Source organism: Paenibacillus ottowii, assembly GCF_006874425.1.
GTDB lineage: Bacteria > Bacillota > Bacilli > Paenibacillales > Paenibacillaceae > Paenibacillus > Paenibacillus ottowii.
Map to the genome: position 1 here is coordinate 602018 of NZ_VIJZ01000003.1, position 19384 is coordinate 621401.

The 19384-nt window shown below is 48.2% G+C and carries 17 protein-coding genes; all 17 read right to left on the minus strand.

Annotated features, from left to right (window positions below; genetic code table 11):
• Window positions 1-3: 3 nt before the first annotated feature.
• The 17 genes from yycI to FKV70_RS09855 all read right to left on the minus strand — a co-directional run bounded on the left by yycI (window position 4) and on the right by FKV70_RS09855 (window position 19372).
• Window positions 4-768, minus strand: coding sequence for a two-component system regulatory protein YycI (yycI, locus tag FKV70_RS09775; protein WP_063211723.1), 765 nt, complete (start codon window positions 766-768; stop codon window positions 4-6).
• Window positions 769-786: 18 nt separating this feature from the next.
• Window positions 787-2127, minus strand: a complete 1341-nt coding sequence (locus FKV70_RS09780) for a YycH family regulatory protein (RefSeq protein ID WP_142612718.1) — start codon at window positions 2125-2127, stop codon at window positions 787-789.
• A complete protein-coding gene (walK, locus tag FKV70_RS09785) occupies window positions 2124-3953 on the minus strand; it encodes a cell wall metabolism sensor histidine kinase WalK (RefSeq protein ID WP_063211719.1) in 1830 nt (609 codons plus the stop codon). The genes FKV70_RS09780 and walK overlap by 4 nt, the downstream gene beginning before the upstream one ends.
• Window positions 3950-4681, minus strand: a complete 732-nt coding sequence (gene yycF / locus FKV70_RS09790) for a response regulator YycF (RefSeq protein ID WP_142612719.1) — start codon at window positions 4679-4681, stop codon at window positions 3950-3952. Before yycF ends, walK begins: the two co-directional genes overlap by 4 nt.
• A gap of 230 nt (window positions 4682-4911) precedes the next feature.
• Window positions 4912-6435 (minus strand): M23 family metallopeptidase, encoded by a 1524-nt coding sequence (locus FKV70_RS09795; protein WP_142612720.1) that lies wholly within the window; start codon window positions 6433-6435, stop codon window positions 4912-4914.
• A 309-nt stretch (window positions 6436-6744) separates the two neighbouring features.
• Window positions 6745-7401: a hypothetical protein gene (locus FKV70_RS09800; RefSeq protein ID WP_142612721.1), complete on the minus strand. Its 657-nt coding sequence runs from the start codon at window positions 7399-7401 to the stop codon at window positions 6745-6747.
• Window positions 7402-7633: 232 nt separating this feature from the next.
• Window positions 7634-8920 (minus strand): adenylosuccinate synthase, encoded by a 1287-nt coding sequence (locus FKV70_RS09805; RefSeq protein WP_142612722.1) that lies wholly within the window; start codon window positions 8918-8920, stop codon window positions 7634-7636.
• Between the two features lie 377 nt (window positions 8921-9297).
• Window positions 9298-10656: a replicative DNA helicase gene (gene dnaB, locus FKV70_RS09810; RefSeq protein WP_063211707.1), complete on the minus strand. Its 1359-nt coding sequence runs from the start codon at window positions 10654-10656 to the stop codon at window positions 9298-9300.
• Window positions 10657-10658: 2 nt separating this feature from the next.
• A complete protein-coding gene (rplI, locus tag FKV70_RS09815; protein WP_016822463.1) occupies window positions 10659-11102 on the minus strand; it encodes a 50S ribosomal protein L9 in 444 nt (147 codons plus the stop codon).
• Window positions 11099-13087, minus strand: coding sequence for a DHH family phosphoesterase (locus tag FKV70_RS09820; protein WP_063211705.1), 1989 nt, complete (start codon window positions 13085-13087; stop codon window positions 11099-11101). Before FKV70_RS09820 ends, rplI begins: the two co-directional genes overlap by 4 nt.
• A gap of 11 nt (window positions 13088-13098) precedes the next feature.
• Window positions 13099-14016: a DUF2232 domain-containing protein gene (locus FKV70_RS09825; protein ID WP_063211703.1), complete on the minus strand. Its 918-nt coding sequence runs from the start codon at window positions 14014-14016 to the stop codon at window positions 13099-13101.
• Between the two features lie 5 nt (window positions 14017-14021).
• Complete coding sequence (locus FKV70_RS09830; protein ID WP_013373896.1) at window positions 14022-14324, minus strand: MazG-like family protein; 303 nt, start codon at window positions 14322-14324, stop codon at window positions 14022-14024.
• A gap of 231 nt (window positions 14325-14555) precedes the next feature.
• Window positions 14556-14984 (minus strand): CBS domain-containing protein, encoded by a 429-nt coding sequence (locus FKV70_RS09835; protein WP_063211699.1) that lies wholly within the window; start codon window positions 14982-14984, stop codon window positions 14556-14558.
• Between the two features lie 45 nt (window positions 14985-15029).
• A complete protein-coding gene (locus tag FKV70_RS09840) occupies window positions 15030-16091 on the minus strand; it encodes an LCP family protein (RefSeq protein ID WP_142612723.1) in 1062 nt (353 codons plus the stop codon).
• A 234-nt stretch (window positions 16092-16325) separates the two neighbouring features.
• The gene (locus FKV70_RS09845; protein WP_063211695.1) at window positions 16326-17267 is read right to left on the minus strand and encodes a D-alanyl-D-alanine carboxypeptidase family protein; all 942 of its coding nucleotides are present in this window, start codon (window positions 17265-17267) and stop codon (window positions 16326-16328) included.
• 159 nt (window positions 17268-17426) lie between these two features.
• Window positions 17427-18392, minus strand: coding sequence for an ABC transporter ATP-binding protein (locus FKV70_RS09850; protein WP_063211693.1), 966 nt, complete (start codon window positions 18390-18392; stop codon window positions 17427-17429).
• Window positions 18389-19372, minus strand: a complete 984-nt coding sequence (locus FKV70_RS09855; protein WP_040102459.1) for an ABC transporter ATP-binding protein — start codon at window positions 19370-19372, stop codon at window positions 18389-18391. Before FKV70_RS09855 ends, FKV70_RS09850 begins: the two co-directional genes overlap by 4 nt.
• Between the last annotated feature and the right edge of the window lie 12 nt (window positions 19373-19384).

A 19384-nucleotide genomic window follows, 5' to 3' on the forward strand; every position in this document is an offset into this window, starting at 1 on the left:
TGTTCAAGACCCTTCTGTATGTTCTGTCTTTGGACTGATGACATCTCCGTTCATCTGCACATAATACACACCTTTTCCATTGTCCAGCATAAACCGCCACACCGGAGCAGCCACCTGACTATCAGAGTTAAAGGTTTGTCCGTAATATCCAAGCCGAATATCCTTCACTACAGAGTCACGCGGCAAATAGCCGTCGATTAGCCTGGCCAAGGCTTTGGACGCAGGCAGCATTTTCTTTGCTTCATCCGAAGGCTGAAGCTCCACCTCAATTTTGCGATATCCTGTAATTTTCTGATTGCTGTAAAACAGGGCCAGCTTCACATTAAAGAGCGGCCACTTGCCCTGTACCAACGGATGCAGTACAAAAGCATCTGCCTGTCCGGGCACGAGCTCCTCCTGAACATCCAACGGATCATACTGATAGTTATCGATATCCTTGATTTGCAACTCCAGTGCTTCCACTAGTGCATCATGCGTGAATACCAGCTTGCTGTCTACCGGTCTCAGCAGCTGCACAAGGTCACCTTTCTCTCCACTATGGACGTAGGTATAAGAAAGCTTGGGCAGCTGCGGGGTATCTCCGGGAATCGGAGCCAGCACCTGAATGCTTTTCTCTTCCATTAAACGCTGCGTGTTTTCATCCAGTGAAGTAAAATCCAGATTCGGTCCGGCCGTTTCCTGCGCATCGTGCCACAGTTGATAACCCAATACCACATTGAGCAGCAAAAATGTACAGATCAGTACGTTTTTAGCGCGGCTCCAATCCATTCCCGTTCCCCCTTCCTGTCATCTCTTTGTCTCTTGATCTGACTTCGTTGATGTTGTATTGGATGCTGTCGTTACAGGAACAGCATGAATCTCTGCTACAGAACCATCGCTGAACGCAACACGCCACTCAGGGACAAGCTTCAACCCGTCATTGATCAGCTCCGGTTGATATACAGGAGCCAAATCTCTAATCGTCTTGCCTTCGCCCACCGTTTGCAGTTGTTTCTCCAAGACCTCGCCACCGGGCAGCAATACTTTCTTCGACGATTGCTCGCCGCCCTTGAGGTACAGCAACGAACGGTCATAGACAGATGCCGTTTCCTGCTGGATCTGCAATGAAATCGTACCAAACCGGAACGATGGCGTGTCCAGCACCGGATAAGCACCATAATACTGCTGGAACATCACACTCGTGCGATTTTCATCGCTGCTTCTCAATTTCATCTGATATGAAGCATCCCAGCCGCCATGCTGGTTCACAAAATCAACTGCGGCCAACACGTCCCTAATCGGGCTGCTTCCATCCGCACCCGGTGCACTGGGATCGGTATAGCTCATCCAACGTTGATCCTGCTTGATCTGTAGGCTACGCTTGCTATCTGTATAAATCTGGGAACCGTCTTTTTCCTGAATATTGCGCGTAATCCCCGGATCAAAAAATAAATTCCGCTGCATCTGTTCCGTCGTAAACAACCCGGCATATACGACAGGCTGTACAGTCTCCAGGTCATTCACGGGAATGTAGTACTGATTATTCACCAGCTTGTACAACGGAGCATTTTTCCCAAAATTCACGTGCTGCCGAATGTCTTCTACCGTCATATCGAACTGGTTCGCCTCATACACCACATCGCCTCTGGCACTGAAAAAGAGCGCATGCGGCTTGGCATTCTTTTCGTCGATATAGATCCAGATGCGGTTAATGGTTTCTCCCTGAAATACCGAATCCGGCGTCAGACGCATGACCCGTTCCAATAACGAAACCGGAACTCCGCCTGAAAATGATAGTTCAATCCCCTCATTCTCGCTGCGAATCCGTGCCCAGTCCGCTGACTGGATACTCCGACGTTGGAAATTATTAAAACTCCGGCTTTCCAGCCGTCTATAAATTAAATCGTAAAAAGTAACCCCTGGATAAAAAACGGTATGTTTCTTCTCACCTTGATGAATTAGCATCCTATCAGGGAATACAAGGTTTTCAATCTTTTTCTCCTGCCCCATGCTTTCAGTTTTAACATAGTTCGTTTCTGAAGTGAGTACAGAATCACTGCCCGGAAGACGATAGATCAAAAAATAAGTCTGAACCAGGCTGGAAGCTACCAGCAAAACAAGCGTCCAGGACTTCAAACGTTCCTTCACTGTGCTTCCCTCCCTTCACCCGGCATAGGCAGCGTAAAGGTCGTACACGTTCCCTGTCCATATTCAGACTCCAGGAAAATCTGGCCTCCATGGGCCTTTACAATTTCCCGGGCAATCGACAGGCCCAGTCCCGTGCCACCCATATTGCGCGATCTCGCCTTGTCTACACGATAAAACCGTTCAAAAATCCGGTCCAGATCTTTTTTCGGAATGCCAATTCCAGTATCCTGTACCGAAATAGCCAGCATGCCCTCATTGTTGCGGCGGGCTTCAATCCGAATACTTCCACCTTCTGGCGTATATTTCAATGCATTGGACATCAAATTGTCCAGCACCTGATCAATCTGATCGCGGTCGATCACGACCTTGCCAATCCCTCGCTCTACAAACATGCCTGAGCGAATGTGCTTTTCTTTCATTTGAAACGAAAACCGATCCGCAACCTCGTCCAGCATCTCCATCACATCGGCAGGCTGCATCCGCAAAGGCGCTTCATTGGAATCGAGCCGCGATAGATGCAGCAAATCTGTAACCAGCCGGATCATACGCTCCGTCTCGTTGCGGATCACACCCACAAAACGCTCCGCAAGCTGCGGCTCAGTCAGCGCGCCTTCATCCAGCGCTTCCGCATAGCTGCGGATCGTCGTCAGCGGTGTGCGCAGCTCATGGGATACATTGGCTACGAATTCCCGCCGCGTCGTCTCCATCTCCTCCTGCTCTGTCACGTCCTGGAGCACGGCAATCGTGCCGGTAATACCAAATTCGCGCCGATGAATCGGCGTAAAGGTCACGCGGATGACGATGGGTTCATCCTGACCTGCCGGCTCCAGCTGCAAGAGCGTAGAAGCGGACGAGCCGCTGTACAGGGCCTCGGTTTCCTCGGGATCGATCCCTAGCAGCACCGCGATGTGTCTGCCGGTCATTTCATTCTCGTTCACGCCCAGCATAGCGCTGGCCCGGCGATTGACCAGAATGACCCGGCCATGATCGTCGGTAGCGACCACACCGTCGCTCATATTGGTCAAGATGGAGGAGAGCTTCTCCTTCTCCTCCTCATTCTGCGACAGTGCCTCACGTAGACGTCCTGTCATATAGTTAAAGGCCACGCTCAGCCTGCCGATCTCATCTTCGCCAAACACTGGCATCTGCTGGTCAAATTTGCCCTCTGCGACCTCCGTTGCATGCCGTGTCATCACTTTGATCGGATGCGTAATTGTGTGGGCCAGCACCACGCCCAGCACAGCCGTCAGTGCGAGCGCAATCAGCATACCCGAGAGAAACACATTGTTAATGCGTTTCATCGTATCGTACAGCTCAGCCATGGAAGCAGCGATGTACACTGCGCCGACGATTTTGCCTTGGCTGATGACAGGCTTGGCGACGACTTTCTTGCGGACGTTATCTTCGTCCACCATATACTCCTCGTTATCGCGGATTCCTTGAAGTGCGCGGCTAACCACGGTCTGCGTATTTTTACGTCCGACATAGTCAGCATGAGAGCCTTGAGAAGTAATCAGTACTTTGCCACTGGCATCCAGCACCTGAATTTCCGCACCGCTGAAATCAAACAAATTATTTACACGTGCACGCAGACTTTCAACACTGTCTTCTTCCATTTTGCCGTCACTTCCGCTCAGATCCTGCTCCGCCAGCACGGACAGCATCTCTGCCCGTGCTTGCAAATCCTGCGTAAAATTACTCGTCAAAGAGTTCTTCATCGAGCTGACAAAATAGACTCCAATCAATTGCATAGCCACCAAAATCAGCAGCACATAGATAATAATCAGCTTGGCATGAATGGTGCGAAAAAAAGACAGCCATCTCATGCCCGCAGGCCACCTTTGCCCCCGCTCACGATATACCCGAGGCCACGTCGTGTCAGGATGGTCTCCGGCTTGCTCGGGTTTTCCTCAATCTTCTCGCGCAACCGCCGGATCGTCACGTCTACCGTCCGCACATCCCCGTAGTATTCAAACCCCCATACCGCTTGAAGCAAATGCTCGCGAGTCATGACCTTACCTGCATTTTTCGCCATATAATATAGAAGCTCATACTCGCGGTGCGTCAGATCAAGGGGTGTTCCGTTTTTATAAGCTGTATACATATCCGTATCAAAAAAGAGATCGCCTACGCGCAGCCCCTGCTTATCCTCCTGTGGGCGGCTTTCCGGTGTGCCTGTCACACCGCGTTGCTGTCTACGCATTTGTGCCTTCACCCGTGCCAGCAATTCACGTGTGCTGAATGGCTTCGTTACATAATCGTCTGCTCCCAGCTCCAGCCCTAGCACTTTATCGATTTCCCCGTCCTTGGCAGTCAGCATAATAATTGGCGTCTGAAGCTGGTGTCCACGCACCTCGCGGCATACGTCCATACCGTCCATCCCCGGCAACATCAGGTCCAGTAAAATCAGGTCTGGCTGTTGCTTAACCGCGATATCCACCGCGCTGATCCCATCGAAGGCGCAAATCACCTGGTAGCCCTCTTTTTCCAAATTAAATTTCAAAATATCAGCGATAGGCTGTTCATCATCCACTACTAGAATCGTCCCCTGCATACAGCGTTCACCTCTTCTCACGGATCATCATCTATCATTAACTTTCGTTTGTTAGCGCACATAAGATGCTTATTCTATTCTATCATACCCGTACGCTATTCCATTACTTTTCCAGACCCTTTTCTTTACGCAGAAAAAACCATGTCTGCACATGGCTGTTAAGCATGCAGAAAACATGGCCTTTCTCCTTGATCCCATGATCATGTAAATCCCGTGTATATACAGAGATCCTATCTTAAATACGTCATCGGATTTTGTGGTGTATTATTTTTGCGAATCTCAAAGTGAACATGTGTGCCTGTGGAACGTCCGGTGCTTCCCATGATACCAATCGCTTCACCTTGCTGAACAACCTGTCCCACATGAACACCAATACTGCTCAAATGCCCGTATACTGTTTGATAGCCGTTGCCATGGTCAATCATAATGACATTACCGTAGCCATTCTGCTGACCGGCAAATGACACGACACCTTCATCTGAAGCTTGAATCGTATGATTGCCGACCAGGTCAACACCTTCATGCATACGTCCCCAGCGTCCTCCGAAGCTGCTCGTCATGACTGCACCCGCAGTCGGCCAGGCAAACTGACCCGAGCCTTCCCCCTCGACCTTCGTTCCTCTTAGAACCACCTCGGTAACAGACGGCTGTAATACCTTTTGACCGAGCCATTCCTCTTGTATAACTTCACCGTTCTCTTTGGTCAAACGATAGTCCATCTCTTTAAGACCTGCTTGTCCCGGTCTAACGACTTTCGTAGCCCCTGCCTTCAATTCATCGCTCTGGCGAATCTCTACCTCAGGCTCGATGGCAATCTGCTCGACGACCTTTTCTACCGTTCGTACCGTGACAGGTACCTTCGGAGCCGTGACCTTCAACTCGTCCCCAATTTGCAAATACAACTCACGCAGACCGGGATTGTTCTGCTTAATCTCCCAAGCCGTCGTATCGAACTTGGTAGCAATCGACGACAATGAATCGCCTTCCTGCACCGTATAGGTTGTAGGAGCTTCACGCCCTTCGGTCAACACCTTAACCGCTTCTTCCTCCGTCAGCACCTTGTTGGGATCTGCTTTTACTGGCTCATATGCAATTTTTTCACGGATACTGGCAGACTCCAGCCATGCCTTAGGCGCCTTAGTACTTGCGCTAGCATGACTACTACCCACGGATGTTTTGCGAACCAGCCCCTTGATGCCTGTAGCCGTACCTTCACCCGCAGGTATGTATTTCTTCTGCACCTTCTTTAAAGCAGCTTGTGCAGTCGCTTTATCCTTTACAATGCCAACCGTCTGTCCGTTGACCTTCACTTCTACTCCTTTGGCATAAGCAGTCAGCATACCATCCAGCTTCTTCAGCGTGGCTGCGCTGTCGACATCCGCCTTATATGCTTTTTCCGTGCTCGTCGTTACCGCACTCGTATTGAGCACCATTTCCACGCCAGGATACTTGTCTTTATACTGTTTGCTCTTCGTTGTGTATAACTGCTTAAGCTGCTGCTCATTCAGGATACTGCCGACCTCAACGCCTTTAACATACACTTTATAATAAGGAACTGTATTGGCACCAACATATTGATTACTGGCAAAAATAAGACCGCCAACAATTACAATGCCGCCTGCCGTCCAATTCAACCATCTTTTCCGTCCGTTCCACCATGTTGCTATTTTGCCTGCTTTGCTAGCAGAATTGCTTTCAACACTTGGATTTTCATTCCTGTGGTCTGGTGATAACTTTCCCTTAGAAACCTCCATGGTTCTCTCCCTCTCAGCATATCTTATCTCTATAAAATGCGTTCATTTTTGTCGGTTTACACGATAAAAGTAGCCATTTTGCAGGCTTATCTATGATAATAGTCGCTATCTAACATTGCATAGTTACGTAAAAGGTTTCAAAAATTTAACCTTTTCACAACACAGTTTACTTTAACATAGCTTTTACAAAGAATTCAACTACACCCCAATTACTTCCTTGGACGCAAAAAAATCCGCGCCTGGCGCGGATTCTACAGTCCTGTTTTGAGCATTAACACTGCCCATACATTCTTGTGTTTTATTCATGCATTATTTAAGCATACCCATCAGCTTGTTATATTCCTCTTTGGTCAAATACTTCGCAAGCACCTGCTGAATATCTTGCAGCTCCTGCTCGGTAAGACCACCTTCCATCGCGGCTGATATTTTTTGCATCTCTTCCGGTGGCAGTTTATTCATGAGAATTGTAAAAATCTCCTGCTTCTGGTCCGCCGGCAAATTGTTCTTCTTCTCCATCAGATGGTCGGGCGTAATGACCAAATCATGACCCTCGATACTCGTTTCAGGTGTAGCTGTTCCTTCTGCCTGCTGACGCGACTCACCGCTTGGTGTTCCCCCCGACGCGGCCCCCTTCTGAGAGCCCTTGTCATGGGATGCGCTACCTGTCTCACTTCCGTTTTCTTCTAAGCCCTGTCCCATGACAGGCAAAGCATTATCAGGCGGCGTTACACTTCCAGAGTCACTCCCTGTCGTCTTGCTCTTCCTTGTACCTGTACTTTGATCAGTACCAGTGCTACCTTTTAGCCAGCCAAGTCCCCATATCGGCTGTTGATCCAGCTGAATGTTGAATTGCCGCAACAGCGATTGAACATAAGCATTCACGACCACACCGGTCACTGCCAGTGTCAGCGCGCTGACCAACACCACGGTCATCCCTTTTTTGAGCAGCCATCCAAGCCACCTCATATCCCGTTACCCCCTTAATACGCAACTTGCCATGTTGTATCTCATGAAGTGCATATAAACCAGTATTGACGAGATATGACGATTTTTAACCCTTGGAATATGTAAAACTAGCACAGACACATCTATATGAAAAAAGGAGAGAAAGGCATTAGTCGCCTCTCTCTCCTTGATTGAGCAGGAATCACTATATGATTGAACAGGCATAACGCCCTCATAGAATCCTACGGATGTTTTACAAATAAATCGGAAGCACTTGGTTCGTTTGATCGCGGTTACGGCCAACCGAGAAGATAGCAATTGGGATGCCCGTCAACTCAGATACACGTTGTACATAATGGCGGGTAGTCTCTGGTAGCTCCTCCAATGTTTTCACGCCAGTAATGTCCTCGCTCCAGCCTGGCATTTCTTCATATACCGCCTCGCACTCTGCCAGCATTTTCAAGCTTGCTGGGTAATGCGTAATGATCTCGCCACGGTATTTGTAGCCTGTGCAGATTTTGACTGTTTTCAGGCCTGTCAATACGTCCAACGAGTTCAGGGACAGACCCGTTAATCCGCTAACACGACGGGCATGGCGCACAACAACGCTGTCAAACCAGCCTACGCGGCGTGGACGACCTGTAACCGTACCGTACTCATGACCTGTTTCACGAATATAATCGCCGATTTCATCATGCAGCTCGGTTGGGAAGGGTCCATCACCTACACGGGTTGTGTACGATTTAGCTACCCCGATCACTTGTTGAATCTTGGACGGTCCCACGCCGGAACCGATACAAACGCCCCCAGCCGACGGGTTAGAGGACGTAACGTATGGATACGTACCTTGGTCGATATCGAGCATAACGCCTTGTGCACCCTCAAACAATACCTTACGATTCGCGTCGATTGCATCGTTCAGCACAACAGATGTATCTGCTACATAAGGACGGATAAACTCAGCATACTCCAGATACTGTTTCAATATTTCTTCAACATCCAGCGGCTCGCCACCGTATACTTGTTCAATCACTTGATTCTTTTCCTTCGTCAGATGGCGCAGCTTTTTCTCGAACTCCTCCGCATCCAGCAAATCAGCAATTCGGATACCGTTACGTGCAGCTTTATCCATATAAGCAGGGCCGATCCCTTTGCGAGTCGTACCAATTTTGTTAGGACCTTTGCGGTCTTCTTCCAGTACGTCCAGCGTCATATGGTAAGGCATAATGACATGTGCGCGGTCACTAATGACCAGATTTTTTGTGGAAAAACCATTATCATGAATATAAGTAATTTCTTCAATAAGAGCGGCTGGATTCACTACCATGCCGTTGCCAATAACACACTTTTTATCTTCATAAAAAACGCCGGATGGAATCAGGCTCAGCTTATACTTTTTACCGTCAATGAGAATCGTATGACCAGCATTGTTTCCGCCTTGGTAACGGGCCACCACTTCAGCGCTTTCCGCCAGATAGTCCGTGATTTTACCTTTGCCTTCGTCTCCCCATTGTGTCCCCACAACGACTACAGTTGACATATTTCATTCCTCCGTGGAGTGCCCACAGACACTCTGATTTTGAGCTGACGCGCTAACGCATATCTGGCTTCAACCACCTCAGCGGACAGATATGGGGCGTTCTCGGACAGCAGGAAAAAACGTCCGTCGCAGACATTCCGCAAGTTCGGAAGGTCCCGGGCGTAATGATCTCCCACTGCGTTGAAGCAGCACTATAAGTGTACCAGTACCATTTTTTAAAGTCAAATAAAAAGCGAACATTATATTACATGAAAATAGTATTGTTCGTAATTGAGAGTTTTCAATCATGCTTTGAAAATATATGAATCCTATAAAAAAGACTCTCTCGAAATCGCAATATCCGCGTCGAAAGAGCCTTTTCTAATTATAATAATATATTAACCTGCGAACGCATCCGAATGGGCACGCTCGTAATTAGCGAATTTATTATAATTTTTGAGAAATACCAATTCTACCGTACCGACCGGGCCGTTACGCTGCTTGGCAATGATAATTTCAATAATATTTTTCTTTTCCGTTTCCTGATTATAATAATCATCCCGGTACAGAAACGCAACGATGTCAGCATCCTGCTCGATGGAACCCGATTCCCGCAAGTCACTCATCATCGGCCGCTTATCTTGACGCTGCTCTACACCCCGGCTCAGCTGAGAAAGGGCTATTACAGGCACTTCAAGCTCACGGGCGATTTGCTTCAATGTCCGCGAAATTTCGGATACCTCCTGCTGCCGGTTCTCGCCCGCTTTACCGCGTCCGTGAATGAGCTGCAAGTAATCGATCACGATCATGCCCAGTCCCTTTTCCGCCTTGAGACGGCGGCACTTGGCACGGATATCAGCCACAGTGACACCAGGCGTATCATCGATATAGATTTCCGCCTCCGACAAGGCTGCAATGCCCATGGTTAGCTTCGCCCAATCTTCGTCGCCTTTGAATTCACCTGTCCGCATAACGTTCGCGTCCAGGTTCGCCTCGGCACAGATCATCCGCTGTACGAGCTGAGCCGCCGACATCTCAAGACTGAAGATGGCAACGGTCTCTTTAGCCCGTACTGCAACGTTTTGTGCGATATTCAGGGCGAATGCTGTTTTACCTACAGATGGACGGGCAGCCACAATGATCAGGTCATTGCGCTGGAAACCTGCTGTCATCTTGTCCAAGTCAACGAATCCGGATGGAATCCCGGTGGTGTTGCCCTTGTTTTGATGCAACATTTCGACACGGTCGAACACTTCCATCACGACATCGCGGATGGCGATGAAACCACTGCCGGAGCGACCATTGGAGATTTCCATGATCTTGCGCTCGGCATCGCTCAGCATACCGGCCACATCTTCGCCGTTGCTATAGCCTTCACTTACAATTTGTGTAGCTGTGCGAATCAAGCGACGAAGCATCGCTTTTTCCTCAATGATCTGGGCATAGTAATCCACGTTAGCCGCTGTCGGCACCCCATGAGCTAGCTTCGCCAGATAACTGACACCGCCGATATCCTCCAACTGACCTTTGTCTTGGATTTTCGAGGTCAGCGTAACCAAGTCAATCGGTTGCCCGGATTCACCCAGCTCAATCATTGCTTCGTAAATCATCTGATGAGCTTTATCGTAAAAGTCCTCGGTCTGCACGCGCTCCATTGCGGTAATCAGTGCTTCAGACTGGAGCAAAATAGACCCGATAACCGCCTGTTCAGCCTCCAGATTTTGCGGAGGAATCCGATCAAAAAATTCGCCGCCCATAATTATTCTTCAGTCACCTGTACTTTCAGCGTAGCCTTGACCTCAGGATGAAGCTTGACGGTCATTTGAGTCACGCCGAGCGTACGGATCGGTTCTTCCAGCTCGATTTTGCGTTTATCCAGTTTGATACCCGTTTTAGCAACAGCCTCTGCGATTTGCTTGCTTGTAATCGCGCCGAACAGCCGTCCGCCTTCTCCAGCCTTTGCTTTCAGCTGAATTGTAGTCTCTTCCAGCTTTTTGCCAAGTACTTGTGCTTCTTCCTTTTCCTCTTGCTTGCGTTTTTCCTCAGCAGCATTTTGGTTTTCCAGCGTCTTCATATTCCCTTCCGTTGCTGGACGGGCAATACCACGCGGCAACAGGAAATTCGCTGCATAACCGTCGGATACTTCCTTAACCTGCCCCTTTTTACCTTGGCCCTTCATATCTTTAATGAATATTACCTTCATTCAAATAACCCCTCTTCCCCATCAATTTCGGCCAGTACGTCGACCACTCTGCGCCTCGCTTCCTCCAGCGAGCAATCCAGCTGAACCGCCGCATTCGTCAGATGTCCTCCGCCGCCTAGCCGTTCCATGACGACCTGTACGTTCATGCGCCCGAGTGAACGGGCACTGATCCCCACCAGGCCGTCAGGACGTTCGCTAACCACAAAGGAGGCCAGTACGTCCGTCATATTGAGTAATGAATCCGCCACCTGAGCAATCAGGAGTTGCGGTATTTTTTGTCCAGGCTCGGTCACCGCTATGGCGATATGCCCATATATCATTTTAGCATGCTTAATAATTTCCGCCTTAGCAATATATTCATCCAGGTCCTCTTTTAACATGCGCTGGATCATGACTGTATCTGCTCCGCTACGTCTTAAGAAGCCAGCGGCCTCGAACGTACGTGAGCCTGTATGCAGGGAGAAATGCTTGGTATCGACCGTAATCCCCGCCAGCAGTGATGTTGCCTCCAACGGTGTCAGCTGGACCTTCTCATGAATATACTGCAACAGCTCGGTCACCAGTTCACAGGCCGATGACGCATAGGGTTCCAAATAGATCAGAACAGAGTCATTAATAAATTCCTCGCCTCGACGATGATGATCCACAACCACCACCCGGCTGGCCGTCTGCACCAGACGCGGCTCAATCGTCATTGAGGCCTTGTGCGTATCCACCACAACCAGCAGGCTGTGCTCGGTCATCATCTGAAGCGACTGCTCTGGTGTCAGGAGTGCTTGCGACAGCTTCTCATCCTTGTTTACCTGTTCCATCATTCGGTCAATAGACGGATTGGATTTGTCCAGTACGATATGTGCTTCTACATTGTAAAGCGCCGCTGCCTTCCACACGCCGATAGCCGCTCCTAATGCGTCCATGTCCGGTATTTTGTGTCCCATGATCAGCACGCGGTCGCTCTCCTGCATCAGATCACGCAGCGCATGTGCAATGACTCGGGCCCGCACCCTGGTACGCTTCTCGACAGCATTGGACTTGCCTCCGTAAAAGGACAGGCGCTGCCCCGCTTTCACTGCTGCCTGATCTCCCCCACGTCCAAGCGCCATATCCAGACTGGATTGGGCCAGCTCGCCCAGCTCCTTGATACTCTCTGCGCCGAAAGACAAACCAATGCTCAATGTCATGGGTACTTTCAAATCCGCCGTCATTTCCCTTACCGTATCCAGAATGACAAATCGGCTCTGCTCCAGCTCTTGGAGTGCTTTATGATTCAGCATAATAAGATAACGCTCGGATGACAACCGGCGCAAATAAATATTGTACTGATTGGCCCAGGACGTAATCTCGCTGGAAACCTTCGCTATGAGCGCGGTGCGCTGCTGATCGTCCATTCCCTGAGCAGCCTCGTCCATATTATCGAGCATGACGATGCCAAGCGCCAAACGCTCGTTCTCATACTGCTTGCGCAGTACCGCGAGTTCTGTTACTTCATACAAATATATCAGACGCTCATCGGGCACGATTAGAAACTGATAATAACGCTCATCATGCTGTAATTCCACCTTTAGTTCACGAGCAGGCTCTTTCGTTTCCTTCTTAGTGCTTAGAGCATTGGCGAGTTGAGGAAACAAATCTTGAAGGGGCTCACCAATCAACGATTGCTCCTCGAACATCTCACTGGCAAAGCGATTGTGCCATTCTACCGTTCGATTTTCACTGTATAAAATGATACCGAACGGCAGTGTACTAATCGCTTCCCCTTCCACCCGCTTGATTCGGAAGGAAAGGCCGCTGATATATTGATTCAGTTCCCGACGAAAATCCAGCTCCGTCTTCAGCATCAGTCCGCCGAGCAAGAATGATAGCAGCAGTCCTATCACACCCAGTTCCCAGTTGTACATGGAAATACATATGACAAGCACCAGCAGCAGTAAAAACGCCCAGACCGTCTGATAGCCGTGCCAGCGTTTTTGTAGAAATTTAGGCATGACTATTCACCCTATTTCTTTGATCTTGTAATAGCTTCGCGCAGCGGAAAGGCCAAATCAATAATACCTATAATGCGGAGCGGCTGGAACACCAGAACGACGAGCGACAGCAGCAACGCAATCACCGGGCTCTTTTTACGGCTATGCGTCCAGAAGTATACAAAACCAATTGTCTGGATAATAAAACATGCATGGATAAGCGGCAGCATACTAATGGAAACCGTTTGAATCCAGCTGCTATCGGAAGAATCCGCTATCCATCCAATTACAATTGCCAGCAGATAGTACCAGATCAGCGTGCGCGGTAGCATCCACTCGCGAGCAGGCTTCATTTTACGTACTGGCACACCGAGACTGCTCAATGCCGGACGTGCCAAAGCATGTGTGATTACTGCCAGTATGAACGAGCTGACGATCATCACATAGGGTACCTTACCAATCAGCATTGTACCGAGTTTCTGCGTATCTCCCGCTGTCCAGTTCATATTCGCAAACATCGGATTCGCCCCCAAAATCTGCTGTACAATACTGGCCGATAGCTCAGCCTGATCACGAAGCGACTGGGACAGGTCAAACCCGTAGGAATACGTAGCGATAAACAGTACAAACAACAACTCGGCTAAAATAATACCCGTTCCGGTCATCAACGCCTGAAAAGCAGATCCTCCCTTTTTATATACCCGTCCCATTAATATAGAGGGAACTAGAAAATAAATCGCAGGAAGCAGCGAATACACATCGAGTAGCGCTATAATTAAAAGCACCGGTATGACGTGAGCTAGAAATCCTTTGAAAGGCAGCGATGAAAACAATACAGCGCCAGGCACAATCAGGAAAAATACAGCAATGATTCTAAATGGTGTCAATAAAGTCAGCAGCAGCAGCAAATAAATAACGCTCCATGCTACAGTGGCCAAGCGGAATTTCAACGTTTTCACCTCTTACGCATATGTTCTTCCAGTGCGGATATGTCCTGATACCAATCCTCCAGCTGGTGTCCTTCTTTTCTGTGCTTTCTTAGCTTGTCGATGAGTAGATCATCCAATTCACGGTAAGACACTCCAAGACGCCTTCCCAGAATATAACTGCTCATCACCAGGCTGGCCAAACAATCACCAATACGGACTGTACTACCTTCCCACATCGCCTTAAACAGACGGGAGACTTGGTCAAGCACCTCTGTTTTAAGCCATTCAATAACCTTGGCTCGTTTAACTACATCCATTTCTTTAGGCATATGATGAAGAGTCACACCCCTCTGAAAAAGCTTTATTCTCCATTATAGCATATCCTATTCTGAAAATAACTGTTACCCCATAGGGTAAATAGTTATTTTCAGAGCAGCTTTGCTGCTTATTATAAGCCTCTGCCGACATCGTTACCCTATAGAATAACAGCAGGCTTCAGTGCAGCTTTGCTGCTGCATTCTGCTCCTGCAAGCCACGCTATTCGCAGCCATACGCCGATCTTAAGATGAAGTATTAAGCGATTCCTTGGACACAAACTTTTCACAATACTCAATGATTTGGCTGCGACGCACAATACCGATAAACCGCTCCATATCATCCACAACAGGCACAAAGTTTTGCACCTTCGCCAAATTAATCAGATCCTCCATATTTGCATCAATGGATACGGGTTTCATCGAAACCCGCAGTGGGACGTCCTTGAGCATAAACTTAGAAGCGTTTTCAAAGGTGATTTTCCCCTCAGACTCCTTCATATGCCATAAGAGGTCACCCTCTGTAACTGTACCCTTATATCTACCTTCCTTATCTAAAATAGGAACCGCAGTAAAACGGTGATACTCCATTCGTTCCAAAGTTTGCCGTAAAGTAGCATCCGCCGTTACACAAGCAACCTCCTGTTTGGGAAGCAAGAAAAAAGCGATATTCATGAGAAACGAATCCCCCTCAAAATCAAATATAAATCCATTGATTACTCACTGAATGTCCTGCTTGTTGGGTAGCCTCAGCGTCTGCGGGGTTGTATCAGAGTCCAGCCAGTTCGCAATTATAAGTCTGGCATATTCAAGTTCCTGTTCATTAGCCCGGTCATAGTACAGGCCCTTTTTCTTGAACCCTTCCCCCGTAATCGTAAAACTTGAAATTTGTGGATTACCTTGTAAAATAGCTTGCTTGCCAAGCCCAGTAATAAAGGCCGGTTCCATATCCGTTGTAAAATTGGCCCCCATAATATCGAGCAGCTCCGGAATCTTGGTGATTCCGTCGATATTCAGCAACCTATCCGCCATAGCGTTCAAAAAAATCTGCTGACGTTTCGTACGGTTGAAGTCGCTATCTTCCCGATACCTAACATAATACATGGCTTCTTCACCATTATAAAGCGGCTTGCCCGCCTCAATACGAAACTTGATATGCAGCGGGTTTTTATTTTCGATGGGCTGATCGATAGGAAGTACGACTCCACCCACTGCATTCACGGCATCCTGAATACCCTGGAAGTTGATCGTAGCATAATAATCGATCTTATGCTGCATCAGCTTCTCTACGGTAGCCATGGACATTTCTTCTCCTCCGAACGCATAAGCATGCCCCAACTTATCAAAATCATCCTCGCCATCTCGATTGGAATCATGTCCGGCAATCTGTACATACGTATCTCTTGGAATGGAAACCAAAAGCACACGCGATTCTGCTGGCCGTACAGCAGCATATATCACCGTATCGGACCGACCACGTGCCTTTTCGTTTGGCCTTTGATCCGTTCCCAGCAATAACACCGAAAAAGGCTCCTTCTGGTAAGCCACAGTCTCTTGTGGCTGTTGTTCCACGGATTGACGAGGCTGGTAGGATTTCTCCAGCTTGCTTTCCAGCGTCGGTGAAACAAACCAGTCAAAAGCCACGAGCGTCAGCTGTTTGCGGAATAGATAGCCTCCCATTGCAACCAAAAGCAAGACAATACATGAAATATATAGAGCGGTAAACCTTTTTTTCTTTTGGGGCTTTCCACGGGTCCTTCTCTTATGTCTTCTCTCCATCATGGCTTCCTTCCTTCTTTCCTCTACAAATCCCATCTCTTCTTTAAACCGGAATGGTCCCTCATGAAGCGGAAACTTCCTCTCAAAGCATAAAAGGTCTGCCACCTTGTTGTCAAAAGTGCCATGGCGTGGTCAGTTCCCCAAATTCATAACAAAAAAGGCCTCGCCCTCACGGTCAAAGCCTTCATTAATATATATAAGTATTCTATGTAGCTTTCTTTCAAAGTTATTTTTAGTTTAATGTGAAGCTAGTTTCACCAAATTTTGTAATCGCATCGGAAAAGAAGCGGACAGAGAAAAACCATAATCGAACAGCTTCCTTGTCTGTGCAAAACGCTCTTCCTTGCTCGGTGCACCCAGCACTACAGCAACTAACCGCTTACCATGCTGCTCAGCTGTACCAGTGAAACAGTACCCAGCATCGCTTGTGTACCCTGCTTTCAATCCATCCGTTCCCGCATAAGAGTAGGGTCCAGCCAAGGAAGGCAGCATCCAGTTCGTATTACTGATGTAAATCCCCTTATCTTTCAATTCCATCTGCGTACGGCTGGACGTTCTGAGAATCTCAGGATGTGACGTAATCAAGTAAGAAGCCAGTTTTGCAGTGTCGCTTGCCGTCATTTTCGTTTCTCCGCGAATATCCTTAGGATGGTTCGGTCCCAGCTCACTCTGACCTGCCCCAGAGGCATTACTAAAGCGACTATCAGGCGATAATCCAATTTGAGCAGCTTTTTCATTCATACGCTTCACAAAAGCAGATTCACTCCCTGCTGAACGCTCTGCCAGCGCCACAGCGGCGTCATTCGCCGAATACACAACCATACTTTGAAACAGCTCAGATACAGTCATTCTTTCGCCATACCGGAGGGATAGATTAACGCCACCCACCGTACTGGCATAACGACTAATTCGCACCTCATCATTCCAGCCTAGCCGTCCAGCTCGGATATCTTCCAGTACCAATAGCTCGGTCATGAGCTTGGACATATTTGCGGAGGGCATGGGCTTATCACCATTCACATCCATCAGTAACTCTCCGGTGTGCATGTCCATCAGCACTGCAGCCTCTGCATCGACATTCGGCTTTCCATTCAACAAGCGGGGCCCAAGTGTAATAAAAATCAATATAATAAGTACCGGGACGACAATAGCCCAACGTAACCAATGTTTTTTCATCATCGTAATAACCTCCATATCTTATTAGACGATGAAAAATCCATTTTGTCTGCAATTTTTCGAAAAAAAGATACAATTTTTTTACCTTTTTTTATTTCACGACAAAATATCCGCCAAACCCTGCACAGGATGACGGATATTTTGCTCCTTAAGTATGCTGTATTAGGCAAAATGACAGGCTACAAAATGCTGATCGCCCGCATCCCGATATAACGGAGCCTCTGTTTTACAGCGGGCTTCCGCCATAGGACAGCGTGTATGAAACTTGCAGCCTGACGGTGGATTAGCCGGAGACGGGATGTCCCCTTTTAACACAATCCGCTGTCTTTTGATTGTCGGATCTGGAATGGGCACTGCGGATAGCAATGCCTTGGTGTATGGGTGAAGCGGATTGCTGAACAGCTCTTCCTTGGAGGCCAACTCTACCATTGAGCCTAGATACATCACACCAATCCGGCTACACAGATGCTCGACTACACTCAGATCATGCGAGATGAACAGATATGTTAGTTGGCGCTCTTGCTGCAAATCGCTTAACAGGTTAATGATCTGAGCCTGAATCGACACATCCAGCGCAGATACCGGTTCGTCAGCCACAATAAAATCAGGATTCAAAATCAAAGCCCGAGCAATCCCAATCCGCTGCCGCTGACCGCCGGAGAACTCATGCGGATAACGATCATAGTGATACGAGGACAGTCCGCAAATGTTCAGTGTTTCGTTGACCTTCCGCCGCAGCTCACTACGGTCAATCAACCCGTGATCGAGCAAGGCCTCTCCGATCGCTTCCCCCACCTTAATTCTCGGATTTAGTGAGCTAAAGGGGTCCTGAAAGACGATTTGCAGCTTCGGACGAAGCGCACGAATTTGCTCCTTGTTTAACGCATGCAAATCTTCGCCCTTGTACCGTACCGATCCCTCCGTCTTATCCATCAATCTGAGAATCGTGCGTCCAATCGTACTTTTACCGCAGCCCGATTCCCCTACCAGACCAAAGGACTCACCCTTATGAATATGAAAGGATACATCATCAACTGCCTTTACATGTCCGACTGTACGCTGAAAAACCCCACCTGTGATTGGGAAATACTTTTTCAGCCCTTCCACTTGAATCAAAGGCTCGCTCATATCCGTTGCCCTCCTTCTTTCTCATATAGCCAGCAGGCAACCTTATGACCATTCTCCTTTTCATTCAAGGGAGGAGCCTGATCCTTGCATATTTGCATACAATGTGCACACCGGTCATGAAAATGGCAGTTTTCGCCCAGCTCAATGGGGTTGGGCACCTGTCCCGGGATGGAATACAGCCGATCCATTTTCTGATTAATGACAGGCTTAGCCTTTAATAGTCCCTGAGTATAGGGATGCTGCGGATTTTTGAACAGTTCAATGACAGGTGCCTCTTCAATGACGTTCCCGGCATACATAACGACCACATAATCCGCCATTTCTGCCACGACACCGAGATCATGTGTAATCAGCATAATGGACGTTTTAAGCTTATCCTTTAAATCCCGCATCAAATCAAGAATCTGTGCCTGAATCGTCACATCCAGAGCCGTTGTCGGTTCATCCGCAATCAACAGCTTCGGATTACAACTTAAGGCAATAGCAATCATAATCCGTTGGCGCATACCGCCACTCAGCTCATGAGGATAGGAATGGAATATTTCCTCCGATCGCGAAATGCCCACCAAATTTATCAGTTCAATTGCCCGGGCGCGTGCTTCTTTTTTACTCATTAATGTATGCATCAGCAATGGCTCCGTAATCTGTTCCCCAATCGTAAGCACTGGATTCAGTGAGGACATCGGTTCCTGAAAAATAATCGAAATGTCATTGCCGCGAATTTGCTGCATTTGACCTTTATTGAGTTTCAAGAGGTCTTTGCCCTCAAACCAGATTTGTCCGTCTGAGGTGTGGGGAGAATCAATCAACCGCATCATCGTCATCGCAGTTACACTCTTACCACAACCAGATTCTCCTACCACACAGAGCGTTTCACCCTCACGAATTTTAAAACTGACGTCATTGACCGCTTTGACAGTTCCGTTAGAGGTATGAAAGTGGGTTTTCAGGTTACGAAATTCAATCAAAGCATTTTCCATAAACGTTCGTCT

Excerpts from the sequence above, each read along its gene's own strand:
- yycI (WP_063211723.1), bottom strand. The coding sequence starts at position 768 with ATGGATTGGAGCCGCGCTAAAAACGTACTGATCTGTACATTTTTGCTG.
- walK (WP_063211719.1), bottom strand. The coding sequence starts at position 3,953 with ATGAGATGGCTGTCTTTTTTTCGCACCATTCATGCCAAGCTGATTATT.
- yycF (WP_142612719.1), bottom strand. The coding sequence starts at position 4,681 with ATGCAGGGGACGATTCTAGTAGTGGATGATGAACAGCCTATCGCTGAT.
- FKV70_RS09795 (WP_142612720.1), bottom strand. The coding sequence starts at position 6,435 with ATGGAGGTTTCTAAGGGAAAGTTATCACCAGACCACAGGAATGAAAAT.
- FKV70_RS09800 (WP_142612721.1), bottom strand. The coding sequence starts at position 7,401 with ATGAGGTGGCTTGGATGGCTGCTCAAAAAAGGGATGACCGTGGTGTTG.
- FKV70_RS09805 (WP_142612722.1), bottom strand. The coding sequence starts at position 8,920 with ATGTCAACTGTAGTCGTTGTGGGGACACAATGGGGAGACGAAGGCAAA.
- dnaB (WP_063211707.1), bottom strand. The coding sequence starts at position 10,656 with ATGGGCGGCGAATTTTTTGATCGGATTCCTCCGCAAAATCTGGAGGCT.
- rplI (WP_016822463.1), bottom strand. The coding sequence starts at position 11,102 with ATGAAGGTAATATTCATTAAAGATATGAAGGGCCAAGGTAAAAAGGGG.
- FKV70_RS09820 (WP_063211705.1), bottom strand. The coding sequence starts at position 13,087 with ATGCCTAAATTTCTACAAAAACGCTGGCACGGCTATCAGACGGTCTGG.
- FKV70_RS09830 (WP_013373896.1), bottom strand. The coding sequence starts at position 14,324 with ATGCCTAAAGAAATGGATGTAGTTAAACGAGCCAAGGTTATTGAATGG.
- FKV70_RS09835 (WP_063211699.1), bottom strand. The coding sequence starts at position 14,984 with ATGAATATCGCTTTTTTCTTGCTTCCCAAACAGGAGGTTGCTTGTGTA.
- FKV70_RS09840 (WP_142612723.1), bottom strand. The coding sequence starts at position 16,091 with ATGATGGAGAGAAGACATAAGAGAAGGACCCGTGGAAAGCCCCAAAAG.
- FKV70_RS09845 (WP_063211695.1), bottom strand. The coding sequence starts at position 17,267 with ATGATGAAAAAACATTGGTTACGTTGGGCTATTGTCGTCCCGGTACTT.
- FKV70_RS09850 (WP_063211693.1), bottom strand. The coding sequence starts at position 18,392 with ATGAGCGAGCCTTTGATTCAAGTGGAAGGGCTGAAAAAGTATTTCCCA.
- FKV70_RS09855 (WP_040102459.1), bottom strand. The coding sequence starts at position 19,372 with ATGGAAAATGCTTTGATTGAATTTCGTAACCTGAAAACCCACTTTCAT.